This is a genomic window from Methylobacter sp. BBA5.1 (assembly GCF_000746145.1).
In the GTDB taxonomy this organism is placed as follows: Bacteria; Pseudomonadota; Gammaproteobacteria; order Methylococcales; family Methylomonadaceae; genus Methylobacter; species Methylobacter marinus.
In genome coordinates this window covers 101,967-119,888 of sequence record NZ_JQKS01000006.1, presented here as the reverse complement: position 1 = coordinate 119,888, position 17,922 = coordinate 101,967, and the positions used below count along the sequence as shown (strand labels likewise).

Genomic DNA, 17,922 nt, shown 5'->3' with positions numbered 1-17,922 from the left:
TTAATAATCACAATAATTAATATAATGTTACTTCAGCGAATTATAACGGCCTCAATATTGGCTCCTTTGGTCATACTGGCTGTGTTCCAGTTGTCCTCGACATATTTTTCATTAGTTTTTGGGTTGATCATTCTAGTTGCGGCATGGGAATGGGGCAATCTGGCAGGCATCAGTTCGCCGGTAAAGCGGAGCCTGTTATTGCTGGCATTGGTTCTGCCGATGCTGGGCGTGCATTTCTGGACCCAACTGCTGGAGATTGTGGCGCAGGCCTTCGATTGGCCCGATGTCAGGGATTATTCAGGCGCATTGGACTGGCTGGTGATCATCCCGGTGTTATTCTGGATACTGATCATGATATTGATCAGAAACACGCCATCCGGCTTGCTGAAACTGGAGTTGAAAACGCGTTATAAAGCGTTGATCGGCTGGTTTGTGTTATTGTCGGCCTGGATGTTCTTTAGCCGGCTGAGAGCTTTTTACGATGTGGAAATGGCTTTTTATTTCCTGATCCTGATCTGGGCGGCCGATATTGTCGCCTATTTTGTCGGCAAAAAATACGGACAAACCCAGCTGGCGCCTGAAATCAGCCCCGGCAAAACATTGGCCGGCATGTATGGCGCATTAATAGCCGGCCTGGTTTGCGCTGTTGCTTTGAGCCTGATCTATGGCTTTGACTTGATGATCGCATCGGACTTTGTCCTGCTGTCGGTCTTGACCGTACTGCTTTCTATTTATGGCGACCTGTTTTTCAGTCTGGTTAAGCGCCAGCGAGGCGTAAAAGACAGTGGGTCCATTCTGCCCGGACACGGTGGCATTCTGGATCGCATCGACAGCCTGATTGCCGCGGCACCGTTTTTCTATGCCGGCATATTCCTGATTTACAGGCTGGTGTCATGAAAAAGGGCATTTGCATACTCGGAGCGACCGGCTCGATTGGCGTCAGTACGTTGGATGTGGCGGCCAGACATGCCCATCTTTACGAGGTTGTCGCGTTAACGGCCAATACCAACATCGATGCGTTATACGAACAATGTCTGGCGCATCATCCTGAATACGCGGTTGTTGTCGATGAAAGCAAGGTTCACGCATTCAAGGACAAGCTGAAAAATTCACCAGTGGCGGATATCAAGGTCCTGTCCGGCGTCCATGCGTTGGAGCATGTCGCCACACTCGATAACGTCGATTCAGTCATGGCGGCGATCGTCGGCGCGGCAGGCCTGCTGCCCAGTCTGGCCGCGGCAAAAGCCGGCAAAACCGTATTGCTGGCGAATAAAGAAGCGCTGGTCATGTCCGGCGATATTTTCATGCGGACGGTAGCCGATTCAGGAGCGCAGTTGCTGCCGATCGACAGCGAGCATAACGCCATATTTCAATGCATGCCAGCCGGCTATAAAACCGGCGTACGGGCAACACAGGCCAGACGCATTCTGCTGACCGCTTCGGGCGGACCGTTCCGCGAGATGCCATTAGAGCAAATGCCGCATGTGACCCCGGCTCAGGCGGTCGCCCATCCTAACTGGGATATGGGCCGGAAAATTTCGGTCGATTCCGCCACGATGATGAACAAGGGCCTGGAAATGATCGAAGCCTGTCTTTTGTTCAATATGACGCCGGACCAGATACAGGTCGTCATCCATCCGCAAAGCGTCATCCATTCGATGGTCGATTACGTGGACGGGACCGTGCTGGCGCAGATGGGCAACCCGGATATGCGCATTCCCATCGCTCATTCCATGGCCTGGCCGGAACGGTTCGATTCCGGCGTCGAACCGCTGAATATTTTCGATGTCGGGCGCATGGATTTTCAAGAGCCGAATCTTGAGCGCTTCCCCTGTCTGCGTCTTGCTTATGAAGCCATCAATGCCGGCGGCATCATGCCGACCGTCTTGAATGCCGCCAATGAAATAGCGGTGGACGCCTTTTTGAATGAGCGCGTGCGCTTTACCGATATCCCGGTCATTATTGAGCGTTGCATGAAGGAATTCGATGCCAAACCGGCCGATAGCCTGGAAATTATTCTAGACGTGGATAAACAAGCCAGAAAGTTGTCTAACCAAATTATTGACGAGCTTACTGGTTGACAATTTTCATGCATACTCTGTTTTATTTCATCATCGCTATCGGTATCCTGGTTTCATTTCATGAATTCGGGCACTTTTGGGTAGCCCGTAGAGCCGGGGTCAAAGTGCTCAGGTTTTCCGTGGGCTTCGGCAAAGTGTTGTGGTCCTATCAGAAAAATCCTGACTCAACAGAGTATGTCATATCGGCTATCCCGCTGGGCGGCTATGTCAAAATGGTCGATGAGCGCGAAGGCGAGGTCAAAAAAGAGGATCTGCCTTATGCTTTTAATCGGCAATCCTTGCTGGCAAAATCGGCGATCGTGGCGGCAGGTCCTATATTCAACCTGGTGCTTGCCATTGCCCTGTTCTGGAGCGTGCTGGTCATAGGCGAGATGGGCATCAAGCCGATACTCGGTCCGGTCGAGCAGGGCACTTTAGCGGCGGAGGCCGGTTTTGCCGAAGGTGATGAGATCATCGCCGTCAATGATAAATCGACGCCAACCTGGGCTGAAGCCATGGGAGTCTTAATCGCTTCCGCGCTTGATAGCGAGCAGCAAATAGCAGTCAAAGTCAGAAATTTCGAGGATCAGCAAAGTACCAAAATCCTGCACATTTCCGAATCGGACAGCCATGACCCCGAGGTTTTGTATAAACGGTTGGGTTTTAAACCCTGGACACCGGACCTGAAGCCGGTCATAGGGCAAGTGCTTACCGACGGCGCGGCCGCGGAAGCCGGTTTGCAGTCGGGGGATCTGATCATCAGCGCCGACGGTAATGAAATCAATAACTGGGTACAGTGGGTGGACTATGTGAAAGAGCATCCCGGCGTCGAGATCAAGCTGATTATCGAACGAGATGACAGACGTTTGCCGATTGCGCTGACGCCTAAGCGCGTCATATCCGAACAAAAGCCCGAGGGAAAAATCGGGGCATCCGTTCATGTGCCGGAAGATTTGATGGAATCCATACGTGTCGAGTATGCCTTGGGGCCGCTGGAGGCAGTGCCCGCTGCTCTGGAAAAGACTTATGGTTATTCCGTATCAACCCTGAAAATGATGGGCAAAATGCTGATCGGCCAAGCTTCCGTGGAAAATTTAAGCGGTCCAATCAGCATCGCCCAGTTTGCAGGGCAGTCAGCCACAATGGGCTTGACCCATTTCCTGAAATTTCTTGCCCTGGTCAGCGTCAGTCTGGGCGTGCTCAATTTATTGCCTATACCAGTGCTGGATGGCGGGCATTTGGTGTTTTTCGCCATTGAAGCGGTTAAGGGCAGTCCCGTTTCAGAAAAAATGCAACTTTTCTTCCAGCAGATCGGTATCGCCTTGCTGGTGTTTTTGATGGCATTGGCCATGGTGCTGGATATTGAGCGATTATTTCAGGGTTAGGTCTGCTGTTTAATCACTGATGTTATGCATTCAGTTTACCTGTCCGGCCAAGTCACGTAGGGCACGCATCGTGTACCTCCTTAATATAAATGTTTCGGATGAGTTCCGGGTGAGTCACAATAAAGGTACGCAATGCGTACCCTACAATGCAAAGGAAAAACGAGAAAAACCATGAAAAAAGTTATCAAGATTGCTGCGCTGTCCCTGTTCGGCCTGGCCTTGTCCGCCGCTCATGCGGATGAAGACGCTATCCGGCAGGCGTTCTCCAAATCCATGCCGGAAGTAAAAATCGACTCCATCAAACCTTCCGAAATCAACGGGCTTTATGAGGTCGCCATCGGCGCGAATATCTATTATGTATCCGATGACGGTAAATATTTGCTGCAGGGTCATTTAATCGATGTGGCGGCGCGTACCGATTTAACGGAGGAAAAATTAAACGGCACACGCAAACTGGCTCTCGAAAAAGTCGGCCAGGATAAAATGATCGTGTTTAAGCCGAAGGTAAGCAAATATAAGGTTTCCGTGTTTACCGATATCGATTGCGGCTATTGCCGCAAACTGCATTCGGAACTCGATCAATACATGGCCGAAGGCATTACCATCCAGTATTTGTTCTTCCCGAGAGCCGGAAAAGGTTCCGATTCCTACAACAAGGCGGTTTCCGTCTGGTGCGCCGACGACCGCAATGCGGCCTTAACAGCGGCTAAAAAAGGCGAAACCCCGAAAGCCAAAACCTGTGACAATCCGGTTGACGAGCACATGCAACTCGGCGCGGAATTTGAAGCAAGAGGCACACCGATGATCGTGACTGAAAACGGCGCGATTTATCCGGGCTATCTGCCGGCCAAACAGTTGGTTGAAGTTCTGGAAAACGAAAAAGCCGCGAAATAAACCCTGTGAGGGCGACCGGTTGGTCGCCCTTCTTGAAAAATGCTGAACTTATAAATGCCGGGTTTATCGTCCTGGTGCTCGGTCAATTTAATTATGGCGGGTAAATTGTAGGTGCGAATTCATTCGCACTATGAATACTCTGCAAAATTTACTCGTCAGAGCAAGACTGACTAAGTCTGGAGCGTTTGCTTGTCGGCCGGAAACATTGCCTACAGGCTTCATCGCCATGAAAACAATCCATATTCACTGGCTGGCAAGGCGCCAGAGGTTTTCATAAATCCTACTGTCTTTTTCAGGCAGGCCTGTCAATAACAATACTCAATTTTCACAACAGCCGTTGCCTTCAAGTAACGGCTGATTGCTAGCTTACTCTTCTAAACCATCCCCTTAAGCCGGTAGAGCAAATCTAAAGCCTCACGGGGGCTGACCTCATCCGGATTCATTTCCTCCAATAAACACACGGCAGGATGACATTCCTTGGCTAAGAATAAATCCAGTTGATTAGTCCCGGCTTCCGCCTGCTGCTCGATATAAGCATTGTTTTCCAGATGCTCTAATTTGGCTTTGGCCTTGTCGATCACGGAGCGCGGTACGCCGGCCAGCGAGGCCACTTGCAGTCCGTAACTCTGATTGGCCGGCCCTTCCTTGACGGCGTGCAGGAAAATAATCCGGTCTCCATGCTCCATGGCATCCAGATGCACGTTATGAATGGAGGCCTGCTCATCGGCCAGGGTCGTTAGCTCGAAATAATGCGTGGCGAACAAGGTAAACGCCTGGGTCTCCTTGGCCAGATAATCGGCGCAGGCCCAGGCCAGCGACAGGCCGTCGAAGGTGCTCGTGCCCCGGCCGATCTCATCCATTAAAATCAGGCTTTGCGAAGTCGCGTTGTGCAAAATATTAGCGGTTTCGGACATTTCCACCATAAACGTCGACCGTCCGCTGGCCAGGTCGTCGGATGCGCCTATGCGCGTGAAAATCTTGTCCACGGGGCCGCAGGTCAGCGCTTTGGCCGGCACATAACAGCCGATATGCGCGATCAGCACAATCAACGCCGCCTGGCGCATGTACGTGGATTTGCCGCCCATATTCGGGCCGGTGATGATCAGCATGCGGCGCTGGCTGGAAAAGGACAGGTCATTGGGCACGAACGGAATATCGGACACCTGCTCAACCACCAGATGCCGGCCCGCCTCGATGTCGATGCCGGGCTCGTCAACCAGCGCCGGAGCCGACAGATTCAGCGTATCGGCGCGTTCGGCGAAATTGACCAGGACATCGAGCTCAGCCAGCGCGGCGGCGCATTCCTGCAGCGGGATCAGGGACGCGGCGATGATCGTCAGCAGTTCCTCATACAGGGATTTTTCGAACGCCAGCGATTTCTCGCGCGCGCTGAGGACTTTATCCTCAAACGATTTCAGCTCTTCGGTAATATAACGCTCGACGCCTTTCAGAGTCTGTTTGCGGATGTAATGGTCGGGCACTTTCTCGGCCTGCAGGCGCGATATCTCGATATAGTAGCCCTGCACGCGGTTGTAATTGACCTTGAGATTAGTAATGCCGGTCGCGGCTTTTTCCCGGTTTTCCATGTCGATCAGAAACTGGTCGGCATTCTGGCTCAGGTTGCGCAACTCATCGAGCGTCTGACTGTAGCCCGGCGCAATGATACCGCCGTCGCGGATCAGCACGGGCGGATTATCGATGATGGCTTTCTCAAGCAATGCCAGCATCACCGGCTGCTCGCCGATTCTGGTGCTTAACTGCGTCAGCTGCGCATTGTCACTGGCTCCGAGCACCTGCTGCAAGGCCGGCAGAACCGCCAGCGTATTGCGCAGCACCAGCAAGTCCCGAGGCCGCGCCGATTTTAACGCAATACGCGAGCTGATCCGTTCAATGTCGCCGACCTGCCGCAGTTGGGTCTGCACCTCGCGGTACAGCTGGCCGTTCAGTAAGGTATCGACACAGGCATAGCGATCGTTCAGCACGGCACGATCCCGCAACGGCCGGTTGATCCAGCGCCGCAGGCAGCGGCTGCCCATGGCCGTGGCGGTTTTGTCCAGCACGCCGAACAAGGTGTACTGCAGTTGCCCGGACGGATGCGTGTCCAGCTCAAGATTACGGCGGCTGGCCGCATCGAGCACGATGCTGTCGTCGCTGTTTTCAATGCGTATGCCCTGAATGTGCGGCAGTGCGCTTTGCTGCGTATCTTTTACGTATTGCAGCAGGGCGCCGGCGGCAGCGACGGCGGCCGGCATATGTTCACAGCCGAAGCCCTTCAGGTCATGCGTATTGAATTGCTTTAACACCAGTTGCCTGGCGCTTTCGGTCTCGAAATGCCAGGGCGGACGGCGGCACAGGCCGCTGCGTTGCTTGATGGCGGCCGGCATCGCCCAGTCTTCGCTGAACAGCAGTTCGGCGGGGTTGAGGCGGCCGATTTCGCTGAGCAACTGGTCTTCGGATTCGACCTGTTGCAGGATAAAACGGCCGCTGGTCAAGTCTAAGGTTGCGATGCCGTGCTGCTGGTTCAGGACGCAGACAGCGATCAGCAGATTATCCTTCCGGTCTTCAAGCAGGGCCTCGTCCGTGACCGTGCCAGGTGTTACGATGCGCACCACCTTGCGTTCGACAGGGCCTTTTGAAGTCGCCGGATCGCCGATTTGCTCGCAAATCGCGACGGACTCGCCCTGTCTTAACAGTCTGGCAATATAACCTTCGGCCGCATGATAAGGAATGCCGGCCATGGCAATCGGCATGCCGGCCGAGTGGCCGCGGCTGGTCAAGGTAATATCCAGCAGTTGCGCCGCTTTCTTGGCATCGTCAAAGAACAGTTCGTAAAAATCCCCCATGCGGTAAAAGACCAGTGTATCGGGGTGGTTGGACTTGATGCGCAAATATTGCCGCATCATCGGTGTGTGTGGGGTAGTGGAATTTTGTTTTATACTCATACGCCTATTTTATCCGAAGTCGCGGGAGTCACCATCATGGATAATGAAATATTTGAACGAGCCGAACAGTTGGGAGGCTTGCTAAAAGCCAGAGGCAAGAAAATAGCCACAGCCGAATCGTGTACCGGCGGCTGGATCGCGCAAGCCATTACCGAAGTACCGGGCAGCTCGGCATGGTTTGATCGGGGCTTTGTGACTTACAGCAATGCCGCCAAAGTACAAATGCTGGGCGTCAGGCAGGACACGCTGGAACAATACGGCGCCGTCAGCGCCGAGACGGCAATGGAAATGGCGGCTGGAGCCCTGGCAAACAGCGATGCGGATTGCGCCTGCGCCGTAACCGGCATAGCCGGGCCCGATGGCGGCACGCCGGACAAGCCGGTAGGTACGGTTTTTATCGCCTGGCAATGCAAAAACGGCGGCTCCGAAGTGATAAGAAAACAATTTGCCGGAAACCGGCGGCAAATCAGGAAACAAACCGTAAAAATGGCCCTGGAAGGGGTTGTTTTATAGCGGCCGGGTTTTACAGCTTGGGCTGGCGCGGCTAATCCGACAATCAGTCGATAACCCGGCTCACCTGAAAGCGCATAAAGTGCGCCGTTGATTCAATGAATCTATCCAGTCGAAAGGTCCCGCTTATTAACCCCTTATCGATAAAAAACTCGGTTCCTGTCGCATGGTTATCCGGGGTCAGAATCACTTCGGTTGTTCCGGCCGGATACTTAATGATGAATCCTTCTTTTTCATTGCGCTCTATCGGATAAACATCGCCGTCCAGAATCTCCAGCAGTATGTTTTTCATGTTGACTACGGGCTCGATGCGCAGGTGCCGGATAATAGCCAGTAACGGCCTTTTATTCTCGCGTATGAAAACCAGCGGTTCCCCGATGGCGCAATCCTGGCTGATTTTTGCCATGTAAAAGTAAGGGGTATGGGTTTTAAAGGCTCGGGTATTGATGATAAATGCCGGTTTTTCATCCTTCAAAAGCTTGGCTGTAAGCAAACTGAAGGTGTTTTTTTCATGTTCCATGGGCTCTAGTTCCAGTTTTGCAGGCTGTGCTTGCTCTTCCATAGCCCCGCTCAGCTCAAGAATGCGATATTTGTTGATCAGCATTGTCAGGAATTGGGCCGTCTTGGCGATTCCTATCGCTATATTGCATTCGACAGGATTCAAGGGATCAGTCGATTTCCTGATTGTTTCAAAAGCGTTCAGTCGGTTCAATGTCGACAGGAAGGTTTTGTAATTTTGCTGATGCGCTGTATTGGATTTCAAGTAATGAATGAGACCGGATGTATTAATATACAAGGTATCTTCTTCCGATCTATAGGGATCGGTATAGCGCGGGGCTGCCAGCGATTCAGGATGCCAACAGAAAAATGATGATTCCGACGGGTTCGGGTCAAGTTCCAGCAAATGGCAGAGCCTGCCCGTCGCGGAAAAAATATCGCCAATTTCCAATGCGGAATATCGATAGGCGTTACAAATGGAAAACAACAGTGTTTGCTTCAGAACCGCTTCAATAGTCGGATGCCGGGCCAGACCGGGAACAACGTCCTGGATAGCGAGGTTTAGAACATCAAGCGACTGGGCATGCAAATAAAGCTTGCTGATTCTTGCCCAGAGCGTAGAGTCAGGGGCCTGATAAAAAACAGCGCCGCGCCTTGTCAATAAACTGGCCAATTGCATCGCTTTATAAATAATCGAGGCTTGCTGTGATTTAGTCAGCGCCTTGTCATTGCTGATACCGGCATAAGCGAAACAGAGCATTTGGGTAAGCTGGATGGAAAAATAGACCAATTTCCTTGTTTTATCCGCGGAGTGAGAGGGCTTGTTACTGGACATCATCTGCTCAAGGCTGTGGGACGCCTTCAAAATAGCCGGCGCTAATTGATCCAGAACAGAACAGAGCACAGGCGCTTCAATAGCTGAGCTGCCGAGTTTGGTAATAACCGTATAGAGCCGGTTGATTCTGTCATTGGCCGATAGGGGCTCCAAAGTGGCCAGCCAGGCGTATACAGACTCGGCATCCAGCTTAAAGGGGAGAATATCAGTCATAAGTAGGTCAACAGGGATTGTTGTTAAAGAATGACTAAATTATAGTCATTTTTATAAAACCTGAAGATTCGTAATATATATGGATTCCCAAAGCGATGAGCGGCACGAGCGCGGCTTTATCAGCCAAAAATATTTCAAGAGGACAAAAAAACCGCTCAGACTTCCCTGAGCGGTTCTAAACTATTGTTTAAATAATTATTAGGCTTAACGGCAAGCGGCTGGCATCCATTTTTTGTCTACAGTTCCAGTGTTGCAGGTCCAGGTAGCGCCGCCATCAGCAGTAGCCATTATTACTGTTTTTGTGTTTGCTTGGCCGGATGTCATCGTAGCAGTGATGCTGCCGACAGGATATGCACCCGTAACAGTGGCAGTCACAGTTGCGTACTTGCCAGTTATAGTGCCTGGAATTTCCGTGGCTGTCGCAGCTGCAGTTGGTGCAACGATTGCTGATGGCCAAGCGCCTGCATCTGCACTGTATTCAGCTAATGGGGTTTTTAATCCGCCAAGAAGCTCAACTGCTTCTGATACCTGAGCGCGAGTTACATAATCCTGATAAGCAGGGATCGCAATCGCCGCCAAAATACCGATGATCGCAACGACGATCATTAATTCGATCAAGGTAAAACCTTGTTGTGCTTTTCTTATTTGAGTTTTCATGGTGCTTTTCCTTTTTTATTATGGAAAGTTAGAGTTACGTCAGTAATATTGCAAAGGCCGTGCCAAAATGTGCGAAGCGTGATTTTGCAGGGTTTCAGGGATGGGGGGAAGGTCGAAATGCTATTTGGCAATACCGTCAAAAACGTCAGTCTGTGTCAGATAATGACAAAAAAGGTCAGTTTGTGCCGGTCTGCATGAATTCTACGAGCCGAAAATCCGATGCCTGGCCAATTTAACGAGAGCCATCAAGACACAATCAAAAGCCTTTTATAAAGTACTGTATAGGATATTGTCATTGGTAGGAATTATTATTACCATAAGAGAAAGGAGGTGCTAATTATGGCTCATGTTGAAAAATTAAGTATTGCTTTAACTCCTGAAATGGCGGCTGTTGTTCGCCAGTGCGTCGAAAGCGGCGAATATGCCAGTAGCAGTGAGGTCATCCGGGAGGCTTTGCGCGATTGGAAGCTGAAACGTGCTTTGCAACAAAATGAACTCGCGGAGTTACGTAGCCTTTGGCGGACTGGCCTCGAAAGCGGCCCCGGCCGTCTGGCCGATATAAACGCGATCAAAGCGGAAGCGCGGCAGCGGCTTTTGTCTCAAGACGCGGATCAGCACTAACCCGGATATTTCATGAAACCCAGAGAACACGAAGAACACGAAGAAAATCATGGCATTATCATTTCTCACCGATAACTTCATGAGCTCATTATGAAATATTTGCAAGTAATTGAATTGAAAAGCCTTCGTGTACTTCGTGTCCTTCGTGGTGAAATATTCAGGTTAACCCAATCCTTAGCGGAGTAGGTTGGGTCGCCTCCACAATATAAAACACTTGTGAACCTGCCCTAATCCTTCTATTCCGACACCTCAAGCTTGTCCACAGGCTTATGACTGACGGCGGTCGGAAATGTCACCTCGCCGTTCGGCAATTTGGCGCCTACGGGCCATAGATGGAAGATGATGCCGTCGGTTTTGGCGGCCGCATCGGCAATTTCCTTGGCTTTCTCGGGCGGCACATCGTGTACTTGCACGCGGCCGGAGGCGATTTCCACCTTGTGGTCGTGGAAATGCTTATTCCATTGTTCCAGCGTCACGCTGGAGCGAGCGAGTTTCTGGTCGACGAAGTATTCGATCTCAATGAGCTCGGCATTGGGATCGTCCGATAAAAAGATCATGCATTGCAGGATCTCGGGTTTGATCGGCTTGCAGTAATGGTGATAGGGGCCGTGCACGGAGCCATCTTCATGGCGATGCGGCGCGGTGACATGGATATTGTAGCCTTGGGCCGGAGTTTTGGGTTGTTCCTCGGCATTCAGATGGTTGGATGCGAAGAGGGTTGCTATCGATGTCATCATGAGAAAAAACCACGTTTTCATGGGTGATCTCCTTAACTGACTGATTTCAGTAAAATATGATGGAAACAGGGCATAAAAATCCATACTCCGGGATTAATCGCTTGCATTCATTAATAAAAAATAGGACTGACGGGAACTATTTTCGTTCAAGGTTACGGCATCGGGACTGGCGTGCCGCGAAGGGCGGATAATAGACGGCGGGATTGAATAACCCGGCCTTTCAAAGTCCTTATGCCGGATCACGCACAGTCCAATCCGATCTGTCGGAGACACTGCTTTGGATTTTTTTATCCTGATATTTGTCATATTTTAGTGCGGTTCACAGATATAGCATGATCATTCTGGATGTATGACTTTATGGCTGAAGTGGAATAGACGATGAGAAATTACAGCATAGCGTTATTGAATCTTATGATGGGCTTCTGCCTTTTTTTATATGGATATGCAGCCGTTGCCGATACCGACGTGGAAAAAACCAGCGTATCCGTTAGCGCGGAACAGGATCAGGCCGAAAACAAAACACTAGCCGGGCGAAAGAATCTCCCCGTTGCGAAAGACGCGCCCGCACTGGACGCGGACAATGCCGACCAGGCAACTCAACTTCCAAAACCGCTCGATCTCTCCATTCCATTTGAAGTGGGTGAAAACGCCGGGCAGAAGAGCAAGTCAAATGCCGCCTCGCAGGATCTGTTTTCGACTAAAAAGCAACGAACGCTGGAATTAAGCGGTAGCGCGGTCATGACGCAAGAGGTGGAGGGAGAAAAACAGCCGTCGGTCGATGGTGCCGGCATTGTTTTGAATCTGAAAGCGCCATAGAGCCTGTCTTCAGGCAGGGATATAACGCCAGTGCTTGATGACTCTGTAAATCAACAAGAGAATAGGCGCTGTATTATGAAAAATTTGTATAATTTCCTACTGGTTATCGGGGGCGTAGTACTTCTTTACGCTATTTTGGTGCTTATGCCCATGCTCTTTACTTATATGTCTTCAGGGGATCTTAGGCCCTGAGCCAATCATTGACCTTCCGTGGGAGCGATGCCCACATCGCGACTTAAAATTGACCAGTCCGTCGCGATGTATACCCAAAGGGCATAAAGACATCGCGCTCACCGCTGGACCTGCATTGACAACCCGGCCGACATACCCATCGGTCTGTACATAACGTCAGTTAAAAAACAGAGATAAAAATTGTTCAACTTCGGTAATTTTATTCCATAGGTTGGGTTGACGGAAAAACCAACCCAACCATCTCTAATTTTTGATGTTCAATTCGATATAGGGACAGCAGCGGTATTTCGGGTCATAGGACATCAGCAGGAAAGCCCGGTCTATAACCGAGTAATAGCGGAACGGATAGTCCGACAGGATCGGAAACGTGTAATCAAAGTTGAGGATAGGCTCGTCCGTATGGATGATCACCATATAGATATCGTACGGGCCGCCCTTGATGTTCTTGGCGATATCCTTGGCTTTGAGGCGTTGCGTGATCGAGTTTATCAGCTTGTCTTCATCCCATTCGGCCCATTGCGTGAGGGCGCCGTTTTTGTGGGCCATGATGGCCTCGGGGTCGACCAGTTCCGTCACTTCAACGCCCAGTCTCCTGCCATCCAGCAGCAGGGCTTCGCAATCGGGCGGATCATTGCCGCGACCACGGGTGTTGGCCTGGTCAAAAAATGCGACATTGGTAATTTCCAGCGATTCCTTCAGCGAATGAACGATTCTTAATTCCTCGAGTTCCCGATCTTCAGGGTAAGCAAAGAAATCGCTGTATCGGCGTGATTTTTTGATAACTTCCGGCATTAGGCCTGCTATTTCTTTTTCCTTGTTCATACCTGTTTCGACTTGTCAAGGTTTTTCTAAGTTCATGATTCTAACGCCATAAGTTTGTATTAATCAAAATAATCTTGAATTCTTTGATTAAAATCAGTTCTATAAAATGGCTTGAAGAGGCTTTTAAAGGGGAATTTCATGGAAATTTTCGATACATTAAATGTTTATCTACACAGTCATCCGACGCTACTCGCGCAGATGGTATTTCTGTTTCGCATTAAAGCCTGGATTCTTTTCGGGCTTGCGCTTTATTTCGTAGTTCTGATGCATCGGACCGATAAGAAAGAAAAAGCCGAACTCGCCAAAAGAGACGATAATTTTCTTGCCTAGATGTCAAAAGAAGCGGCTATTGCAATACACCAACTGGGCAAAAGCTATGAGGAGTCGGGCAGGCGGCATCGGATTTTCAGCGGTCTGAACCTGCATGTAAACCGTGGCGAGTTTCTCGTGCTGCTCGGCCGCAGCGGTTCCGGCAAATCGACATTGCTGAATCTGATCAGCGGCATCGACCTTCCGGACAGCGGCAGCGTCATCATCAACGGCACCGAGATCACGGCGCTTTCCGAGCATAACCGCACGTTGTTCCGCCGCCATAACCTGGGCTTTATCTTCCAGTCCTACAATCTTATCCCTACCTTGTCCGTGGGCGAAAACCTGCTGTTGCCGCTGGAACTGGTCAAACCCCTGACACGAGCGGATCGCGATGCAGTCGCGGCATTACTGGACAAGCTCGGTCTGGCGGATCGTTACGATACCTATCCCGACCGCCTGTCGGGTGGCGAACAGCAGCGCGTCGCCATCGCCCGGGCTTTGATTCATGAGCCTGACCTGATCCTTGCCGATGAGCCGACCGGCAATCTGGATCTGGAGACCGGCCGGCAGGTGCTGGAAATGCTCGATACGCTGGTCAAGAAAGCCGGCAAGACCTTAATCATGGCGACCCACAGTCGGGAGGTCATAGGCCAGGCCGACCGCATTGTTTCCATCCGCGACAGATCATTGGTTTCGGCTGATGCGTTCGGTTCTTAGCCGCGCCAGCCGCAATTTTCTGTGGCGGCATCCCTGGCAACTGGCCCTGGCGCTGCTGGGTATTGCCCTGGGCGTCGCGGTCGTGATCGCTATCGAGCTGGCCATGGAAAGCGCGCTGACCGCCTTCGACCAGACGCGCAAGGCCTTTTCGGGAACGGCAACGCACAGAATTCTTGCCGGCAACGGCGGGCTCGACGAAAAACTCTACACCCGGCTGCGCGTGGAGCAGGGCATACAGCAGTTATCGCCGATCGTGAGCGGTTATGTAGGCTTGCCCAATGACGACAGGTTCAGGCTGGTCGGCGTCGACCCGTTCGTGGAGAAATCCTTTCGATCGGCCTGGCAACAACAAAACAGCGACACGGATTATTTTGCGCGCCTGATCACCGAGCCCGGTACCGTGCTGATCAGCGAGCAGACAGCCGCGCGACTGAATCTGAAAGTCGATGACGAAATCATGGTCGCGACCGGTAACGGCGAACAGCGGTTAAAAATCATCGCCCTGCTATCGCCGTCACATGCCATTTCGGAGCAGGCGTTATCGGGCTTGATCGTTACTGATATCGCCACGGCTCAGGAGACGCTGGGCCTGTTCGGCAGGCTCAGTTCCATCGACGCGCTAATCGATGACGAGGCGTCCGAAACGCTGGCTCAGATACGCCGGGTATTGCCGTCCGATGCCCTGCTGCTGTCGGCCGGCGAACAGTCGGAGGCCATGCGCGAGATGACGCGCGCGTTTTCGATCAATTTAAAAGCCCTGGGGCTGCTTTCGTTAATGGTTGGCCTGTTTCTGATCTACAACACGATGACGTTTTTGGTCGTGCAGCGCCGGCAACTGATCGGCAGCTTGCGCGCCATGGGCGTCACGCGCCGGCAGGTTTTTCAGTTGATTATCGGCGAGGCTTTCTGGCTGGCCGTGGCCGGCACGACCATCGGTGTCGTGCTCGGCATGGCGCTGGCTCAGGGCCTGCTGCATCTGATCTCGGGCACTATCGACGCGTTTTATTTCCGGATCGATGCGGCCGCATTGAGGGTGACGCCCGTACAACTCGGTAAGGGCATTTTGCTGGGCCTGGGCGCGACGTTGCTGGCCGTGTTGCCGCCGGCCCTGGAGGCGACGCGTCTGCCGCCCATGACGGTGCTGGTCAGATCGCGGCTGGAATCGGGCGTGCGGCGCCTGGTCAGGATAACGGGGCTGACGGGCGGGCTGTTGATACCGGCGGGACTGGCTCTGGCATTGTTATCCGGTAAAAGCGTCATGCCGGGGCTGCTCGGCATTTTCCTGTTGTTGTTCGGCTTCGCCTTGTTGACGCCGGTTTTCACGCTGCTGGCCATGACCCTGATCGAACGCGTGTTCGGGCGCTTTTTAGGGGTCTTGGGGCGTCTGCCGGCGCGGATGGTGTCGGCCGAGATCAGCCGCACCGGTATCGCCATTGCGGCGCTGATGATGGCCGTCGCGGCGACCATCGGCATGGATCTGATGATCGGCAGTTTTCGCCAGACCGTGCAGGAATGGCTGCAAGGTACGTTGCGCGCCGACCTGTATGTGTCATTGCCGGGCGAGAAGAAATCGATTGCCGGAGCGGCCGGGGATCGGCAGTTAAAAGCGAGGCTGGCCGCTCATGCCGGCGTGCAAATGCTGAGCAGTGTGCTGACCACGCACATCATCGCCGATGAGGCGCTTACCAAAGTCTCGGTGTTTGATCTGAATGCGCGGGCCCGGCGCGGTTTTACTTTCAAGCAGGCGGCGCCCGGCGGGGTCTGGGACCGGTTCGAGCGCGAACAGACGGTCATCGTCACGGAGCCTTATGCGTATCATCATGACGTTAAAGTCGGCCAGACGATCATGATGCGCACGGAACAGGGCCAACAGCCTTTTGAAGTGCTGGCGGTTTATGCCGATTACAGCGACCCGGGGCATCTGGCCATGAGCCAGCGGAATTATCAGCGCTACTGGCCCGACCTGGGCTATTCGGGCATCGGTATTTACGCCCAGCCCGGCGTGGACTTAAAGCAGCTGGAAGACCAGCTTGGACAGAGCCTGAAGGCGCCGCAGTCGATACGATCCAGTCAGGCGATTTATCAGGCTTCGATGGACCTGTTCGAGCAGACGTTCACGGTTACGGAAACCTTGCGCTGGCTGTCGGCGATTATCGCGTTTGTCGGCGTTTTCAGCGCCCTGATGGCCTTGCAGTTCGAGCGGACGCGCCAGCTGGGCGTATTGCGGGCCATAGGCATCACGCCGATACAGTTGACGGCGCTGATTACCGGCGAGACCGGACTGATGGGACTGGCGGCAGGCCTGTTTGCCGTGCCGGTCGGCTATATCGTCGCGTATGTGCTGATTTTTGTCATCTACCTGCGTTCGTTCGGCTGGACCATGGCGTTTCATGTTAATGTAGCCATTATTTGTCAGGGGCTGGCGCTGGCGTTTGGCGCGGCTTTATTCGCCGGTGTCCTGCCTGCGTTGAAAATGGCGCGGACCCGACCTGTTGAAGCACTACGGAATGAATAATGGCGAAGTGGATTTTTGTTGCCGCACTCATACTGATGATTGTTTTATTGGCGATTTTCTGGTGGCCGCCGGTCAAGCTTCCGTTCGATGTCAAGCCTGATGCGGAGCGGTCTTTCAGCAAGACCGCGTCGGAAAAAGACACCGCCTTCAGCGAACTGTTATCGAAAGACGACGGAGGGTTTGCTCGGGCCCTGAAACCGCGCAGGTTCTCATTCCCTCAAGATCATGGCCCGCACAATCAATACCGGGCCGAGTGGTGGTATTTCACCGGCAACCTGCGCAATGCCCAGGGCCGCCGGTTCGGTTATGAATTGACGTTTTTCCGTTTCGCATTGAATCCCGACGCGCCGGAATCGAAGTCGGCCTGGCGGACCAATCAGATGTATATGGCTCATTTGACCCTGACCGATGTCGAGAACAAGCGCTTTTATACCGATGAGCGATTCAGTCGGGCCGGCAATGGACTGGCCGGCGCTTCCGGTCTGCGGTATCAGGTCTGGCTGTATGACTGGTCGGCATCAGCCCAGGGCAGTGCCGATTTTCCGCTGCGCCTGTCGGCAAAAAGCGGCGAATTTGCCGTCGATCTCGTGCTGCAAACACAGAAGGGGCCGGTTTTTCAAGGCGAGGACGGCTTGAGCCGGAAAAGCGATGAGCCGGGCAACGCGTCGTACTATTATTCCTATACGCGCTTGATGACCGAGGGCAATGTCCGCATCGGCGGTGCGGCGTTTCCGGTAACGGGCCATAGCTGGATGGATCGGGAATGGAGCACCAGCTCCCTGTCTGAGGAACAGGTCGGTTGGGACTGGTTTGCACTGCAGCTCTCCGATAACAGTGAGCTGATGTTTTATCAGCTCAGGCGCAAGGACGGCAGGATAGACAGCAACAGCTCCGGTTCCATCGTTCAGGCCGACAATGCTAAAGTGCCGCTTAAGGCGCGGGATGCCAAGGTCAGGGTTGTGGACAGCTGGACCAGTCCGCATTCCAGCATCCGTTATCCGTCGTCGTGGCGTTTGAGCGTACCCGATCAGAAGCTTGAGCTTGATATTGTGCCGCTGATCAACGATCAGGAGCTCAATGTCAGTTACCGGTATTGGGAAGGCGCGGTCAGCGTCAAGGGAACAAAAAACGGCAGGCCGATTTCAGGCCAGGGCTATGTCGAGCTGACCGGGTATCAATGAGGAATGAAATGACAC

At 52.6% G+C, this 17,922-nt stretch carries 16 protein-coding genes; 11 read left to right on the top strand and 5 right to left on the bottom strand.

Going from position 1 to position 17,922, the window contains the following annotated elements; genetic code table 11:
- The first annotated feature begins 24 nt into the window (after positions 1–24).
- From EK22_RS05630 to EK22_RS05615, 4 genes are all read left to right on the top strand, one after another.
- On the top strand, positions 25–897 hold the full coding sequence (locus tag EK22_RS05630; protein ID WP_036248856.1) for a phosphatidate cytidylyltransferase: 873 nt from the start codon (positions 25–27) through the stop codon (positions 895–897).
- Positions 894–2,081, top strand: a complete 1,188-nt coding sequence (ispC, locus tag EK22_RS05625; protein WP_036248854.1) for a 1-deoxy-D-xylulose-5-phosphate reductoisomerase — start codon at positions 894–896, stop codon at positions 2,079–2,081. The genes EK22_RS05630 and ispC overlap by 4 nt, the downstream gene beginning before the upstream one ends.
- An 8-nt stretch (positions 2,082–2,089) precedes the next feature.
- Entirely contained in the window at positions 2,090–3,445 is a 1,356-nt protein-coding gene (gene rseP, locus EK22_RS05620; protein WP_036248966.1) for an RIP metalloprotease RseP, read from the top strand.
- 171 nt (positions 3,446–3,616) lie between these two features.
- Positions 3,617–4,339, top strand: a complete 723-nt coding sequence (locus EK22_RS05615; protein ID WP_036248851.1) for a DsbC family protein — start codon at positions 3,617–3,619, stop codon at positions 4,337–4,339.
- Between the two features lie 374 nt (positions 4,340–4,713).
- On the opposite strand, the gene mutS is transcribed toward EK22_RS05615, so the two are convergent.
- Positions 4,714–7,281, bottom strand: a complete 2,568-nt coding sequence (gene mutS / locus EK22_RS05610) for a DNA mismatch repair protein MutS (RefSeq protein ID WP_036248849.1) — start codon at positions 7,279–7,281, stop codon at positions 4,714–4,716.
- Between the two features lie 36 nt (positions 7,282–7,317).
- Between mutS and EK22_RS05605 the strand changes: the two genes are divergently transcribed.
- Positions 7,318–7,794, top strand: a complete 477-nt coding sequence (locus EK22_RS05605) for a CinA family protein (protein ID WP_036248963.1) — start codon at positions 7,318–7,320, stop codon at positions 7,792–7,794.
- A 43-nt stretch (positions 7,795–7,837) separates the two neighbouring features.
- Here the strand turns inward: EK22_RS05605 and EK22_RS05600 are convergent, their stop codons facing one another.
- The gene (locus tag EK22_RS05600; RefSeq protein WP_036248846.1) at positions 7,838–9,337 is read right to left on the bottom strand and encodes a hypothetical protein; all 1,500 of its coding nucleotides are present in this window, start codon (positions 9,335–9,337) and stop codon (positions 7,838–7,840) included.
- A 204-nt stretch (positions 9,338–9,541) separates the two neighbouring features.
- Positions 9,542–9,994 (bottom strand): pilin, encoded by a 453-nt coding sequence (locus EK22_RS25195; protein WP_036248844.1) that lies wholly within the window; start codon positions 9,992–9,994, stop codon positions 9,542–9,544.
- Positions 9,995–10,333: 339 nt separating this feature from the next.
- Between EK22_RS25195 and EK22_RS05590 the strand changes: the two genes are divergently transcribed.
- Positions 10,334–10,615, top strand: a complete 282-nt coding sequence (locus EK22_RS05590; protein WP_036248841.1) for a type II toxin-antitoxin system ParD family antitoxin — start codon at positions 10,334–10,336, stop codon at positions 10,613–10,615.
- Between the two features lie 236 nt (positions 10,616–10,851).
- Here the strand turns inward: EK22_RS05590 and EK22_RS05585 are convergent, their stop codons facing one another.
- Positions 10,852–11,373, bottom strand: coding sequence for a DUF1264 domain-containing protein (locus EK22_RS05585; protein ID WP_036248838.1), 522 nt, complete (start codon positions 11,371–11,373; stop codon positions 10,852–10,854).
- A 357-nt stretch (positions 11,374–11,730) separates the two neighbouring features.
- Between EK22_RS05585 and EK22_RS05580 the strand changes: the two genes are divergently transcribed.
- Positions 11,731–12,168: a hypothetical protein gene (locus tag EK22_RS05580; RefSeq protein WP_152565008.1), complete on the top strand. Its 438-nt coding sequence runs from the start codon at positions 11,731–11,733 to the stop codon at positions 12,166–12,168.
- Between the two features lie 435 nt (positions 12,169–12,603).
- Here the strand turns inward: EK22_RS05580 and EK22_RS05575 are convergent, their stop codons facing one another.
- Positions 12,604–13,152: a hypothetical protein gene (locus tag EK22_RS05575; RefSeq protein ID WP_152565007.1), complete on the bottom strand. Its 549-nt coding sequence runs from the start codon at positions 13,150–13,152 to the stop codon at positions 12,604–12,606.
- Positions 13,153–13,320: 168 nt separating this feature from the next.
- On the opposite strand from EK22_RS05575, the gene EK22_RS05570 reads away from it, so the two are divergent.
- Genes EK22_RS05570 through EK22_RS05555 form a run of 4 tightly spaced genes read left to right on the top strand, consistent with a single transcriptional unit; the run spans position 13,321 to position 17,907 of the window.
- The gene (locus EK22_RS05570; RefSeq protein ID WP_020157859.1) at positions 13,321–13,512 is read left to right on the top strand and encodes a hypothetical protein; all 192 of its coding nucleotides are present in this window, start codon (positions 13,321–13,323) and stop codon (positions 13,510–13,512) included.
- Entirely contained in the window at positions 13,513–14,211 is a 699-nt protein-coding gene (locus tag EK22_RS05565) for an ABC transporter ATP-binding protein (RefSeq protein ID WP_036248832.1), read from the top strand.
- Positions 14,195–16,726, top strand: a complete 2,532-nt coding sequence (locus EK22_RS05560) for an FtsX-like permease family protein (RefSeq protein WP_036248829.1) — start codon at positions 14,195–14,197, stop codon at positions 16,724–16,726. The genes EK22_RS05565 and EK22_RS05560 overlap by 17 nt, the downstream gene beginning before the upstream one ends.
- Complete coding sequence (locus EK22_RS05555; protein ID WP_051961700.1) at positions 16,726–17,907, top strand: lipocalin-like domain-containing protein; 1,182 nt, start codon at positions 16,726–16,728, stop codon at positions 17,905–17,907. Before EK22_RS05560 ends, EK22_RS05555 begins: the two co-directional genes overlap by 1 nt.
- Positions 17,908–17,922: the final 15 nt, after the last annotated feature.

What these genes read in the sequence shown, in the direction of transcription:
- EK22_RS05630 (WP_036248856.1), top strand. Translation starts at nt 25, where the DNA reads ATGTTACTTCAGCGAATTATAACGGCCTCAATATTGGCTCCTTTGGTC.
- ispC (WP_036248854.1), top strand. Translation starts at nt 894, where the DNA reads ATGAAAAAGGGCATTTGCATACTCGGAGCGACCGGCTCGATTGGCGTC.
- rseP (WP_036248966.1), top strand. Translation starts at nt 2,090, where the DNA reads ATGCATACTCTGTTTTATTTCATCATCGCTATCGGTATCCTGGTTTCA.
- EK22_RS05615 (WP_036248851.1), top strand. Translation starts at nt 3,617, where the DNA reads ATGAAAAAAGTTATCAAGATTGCTGCGCTGTCCCTGTTCGGCCTGGCC.
- mutS (WP_036248849.1), bottom strand. Translation starts at nt 7,281, where the DNA reads ATGAGTATAAAACAAAATTCCACTACCCCACACACACCGATGATGCGG.
- EK22_RS05605 (WP_036248963.1), top strand. Translation starts at nt 7,318, where the DNA reads ATGGATAATGAAATATTTGAACGAGCCGAACAGTTGGGAGGCTTGCTA.
- EK22_RS05600 (WP_036248846.1), bottom strand. Translation starts at nt 9,337, where the DNA reads ATGACTGATATTCTCCCCTTTAAGCTGGATGCCGAGTCTGTATACGCC.
- EK22_RS25195 (WP_036248844.1), bottom strand. Translation starts at nt 9,994, where the DNA reads ATGAAAACTCAAATAAGAAAAGCACAACAAGGTTTTACCTTGATCGAA.
- EK22_RS05590 (WP_036248841.1), top strand. Translation starts at nt 10,334, where the DNA reads ATGGCTCATGTTGAAAAATTAAGTATTGCTTTAACTCCTGAAATGGCG.
- EK22_RS05585 (WP_036248838.1), bottom strand. Translation starts at nt 11,373, where the DNA reads ATGAAAACGTGGTTTTTTCTCATGATGACATCGATAGCAACCCTCTTC.
- EK22_RS05580 (WP_152565008.1), top strand. Translation starts at nt 11,731, where the DNA reads ATGAGAAATTACAGCATAGCGTTATTGAATCTTATGATGGGCTTCTGC.
- EK22_RS05575 (WP_152565007.1), bottom strand. Translation starts at nt 13,152, where the DNA reads ATGCCGGAAGTTATCAAAAAATCACGCCGATACAGCGATTTCTTTGCT.
- EK22_RS05570 (WP_020157859.1), top strand. Translation starts at nt 13,321, where the DNA reads ATGGAAATTTTCGATACATTAAATGTTTATCTACACAGTCATCCGACG.
- EK22_RS05565 (WP_036248832.1), top strand. Translation starts at nt 13,513, where the DNA reads ATGTCAAAAGAAGCGGCTATTGCAATACACCAACTGGGCAAAAGCTAT.
- EK22_RS05560 (WP_036248829.1), top strand. Translation starts at nt 14,195, where the DNA reads ATGCGTTCGGTTCTTAGCCGCGCCAGCCGCAATTTTCTGTGGCGGCAT.
- EK22_RS05555 (WP_051961700.1), top strand. Translation starts at nt 16,726, where the DNA reads ATGGCGAAGTGGATTTTTGTTGCCGCACTCATACTGATGATTGTTTTA.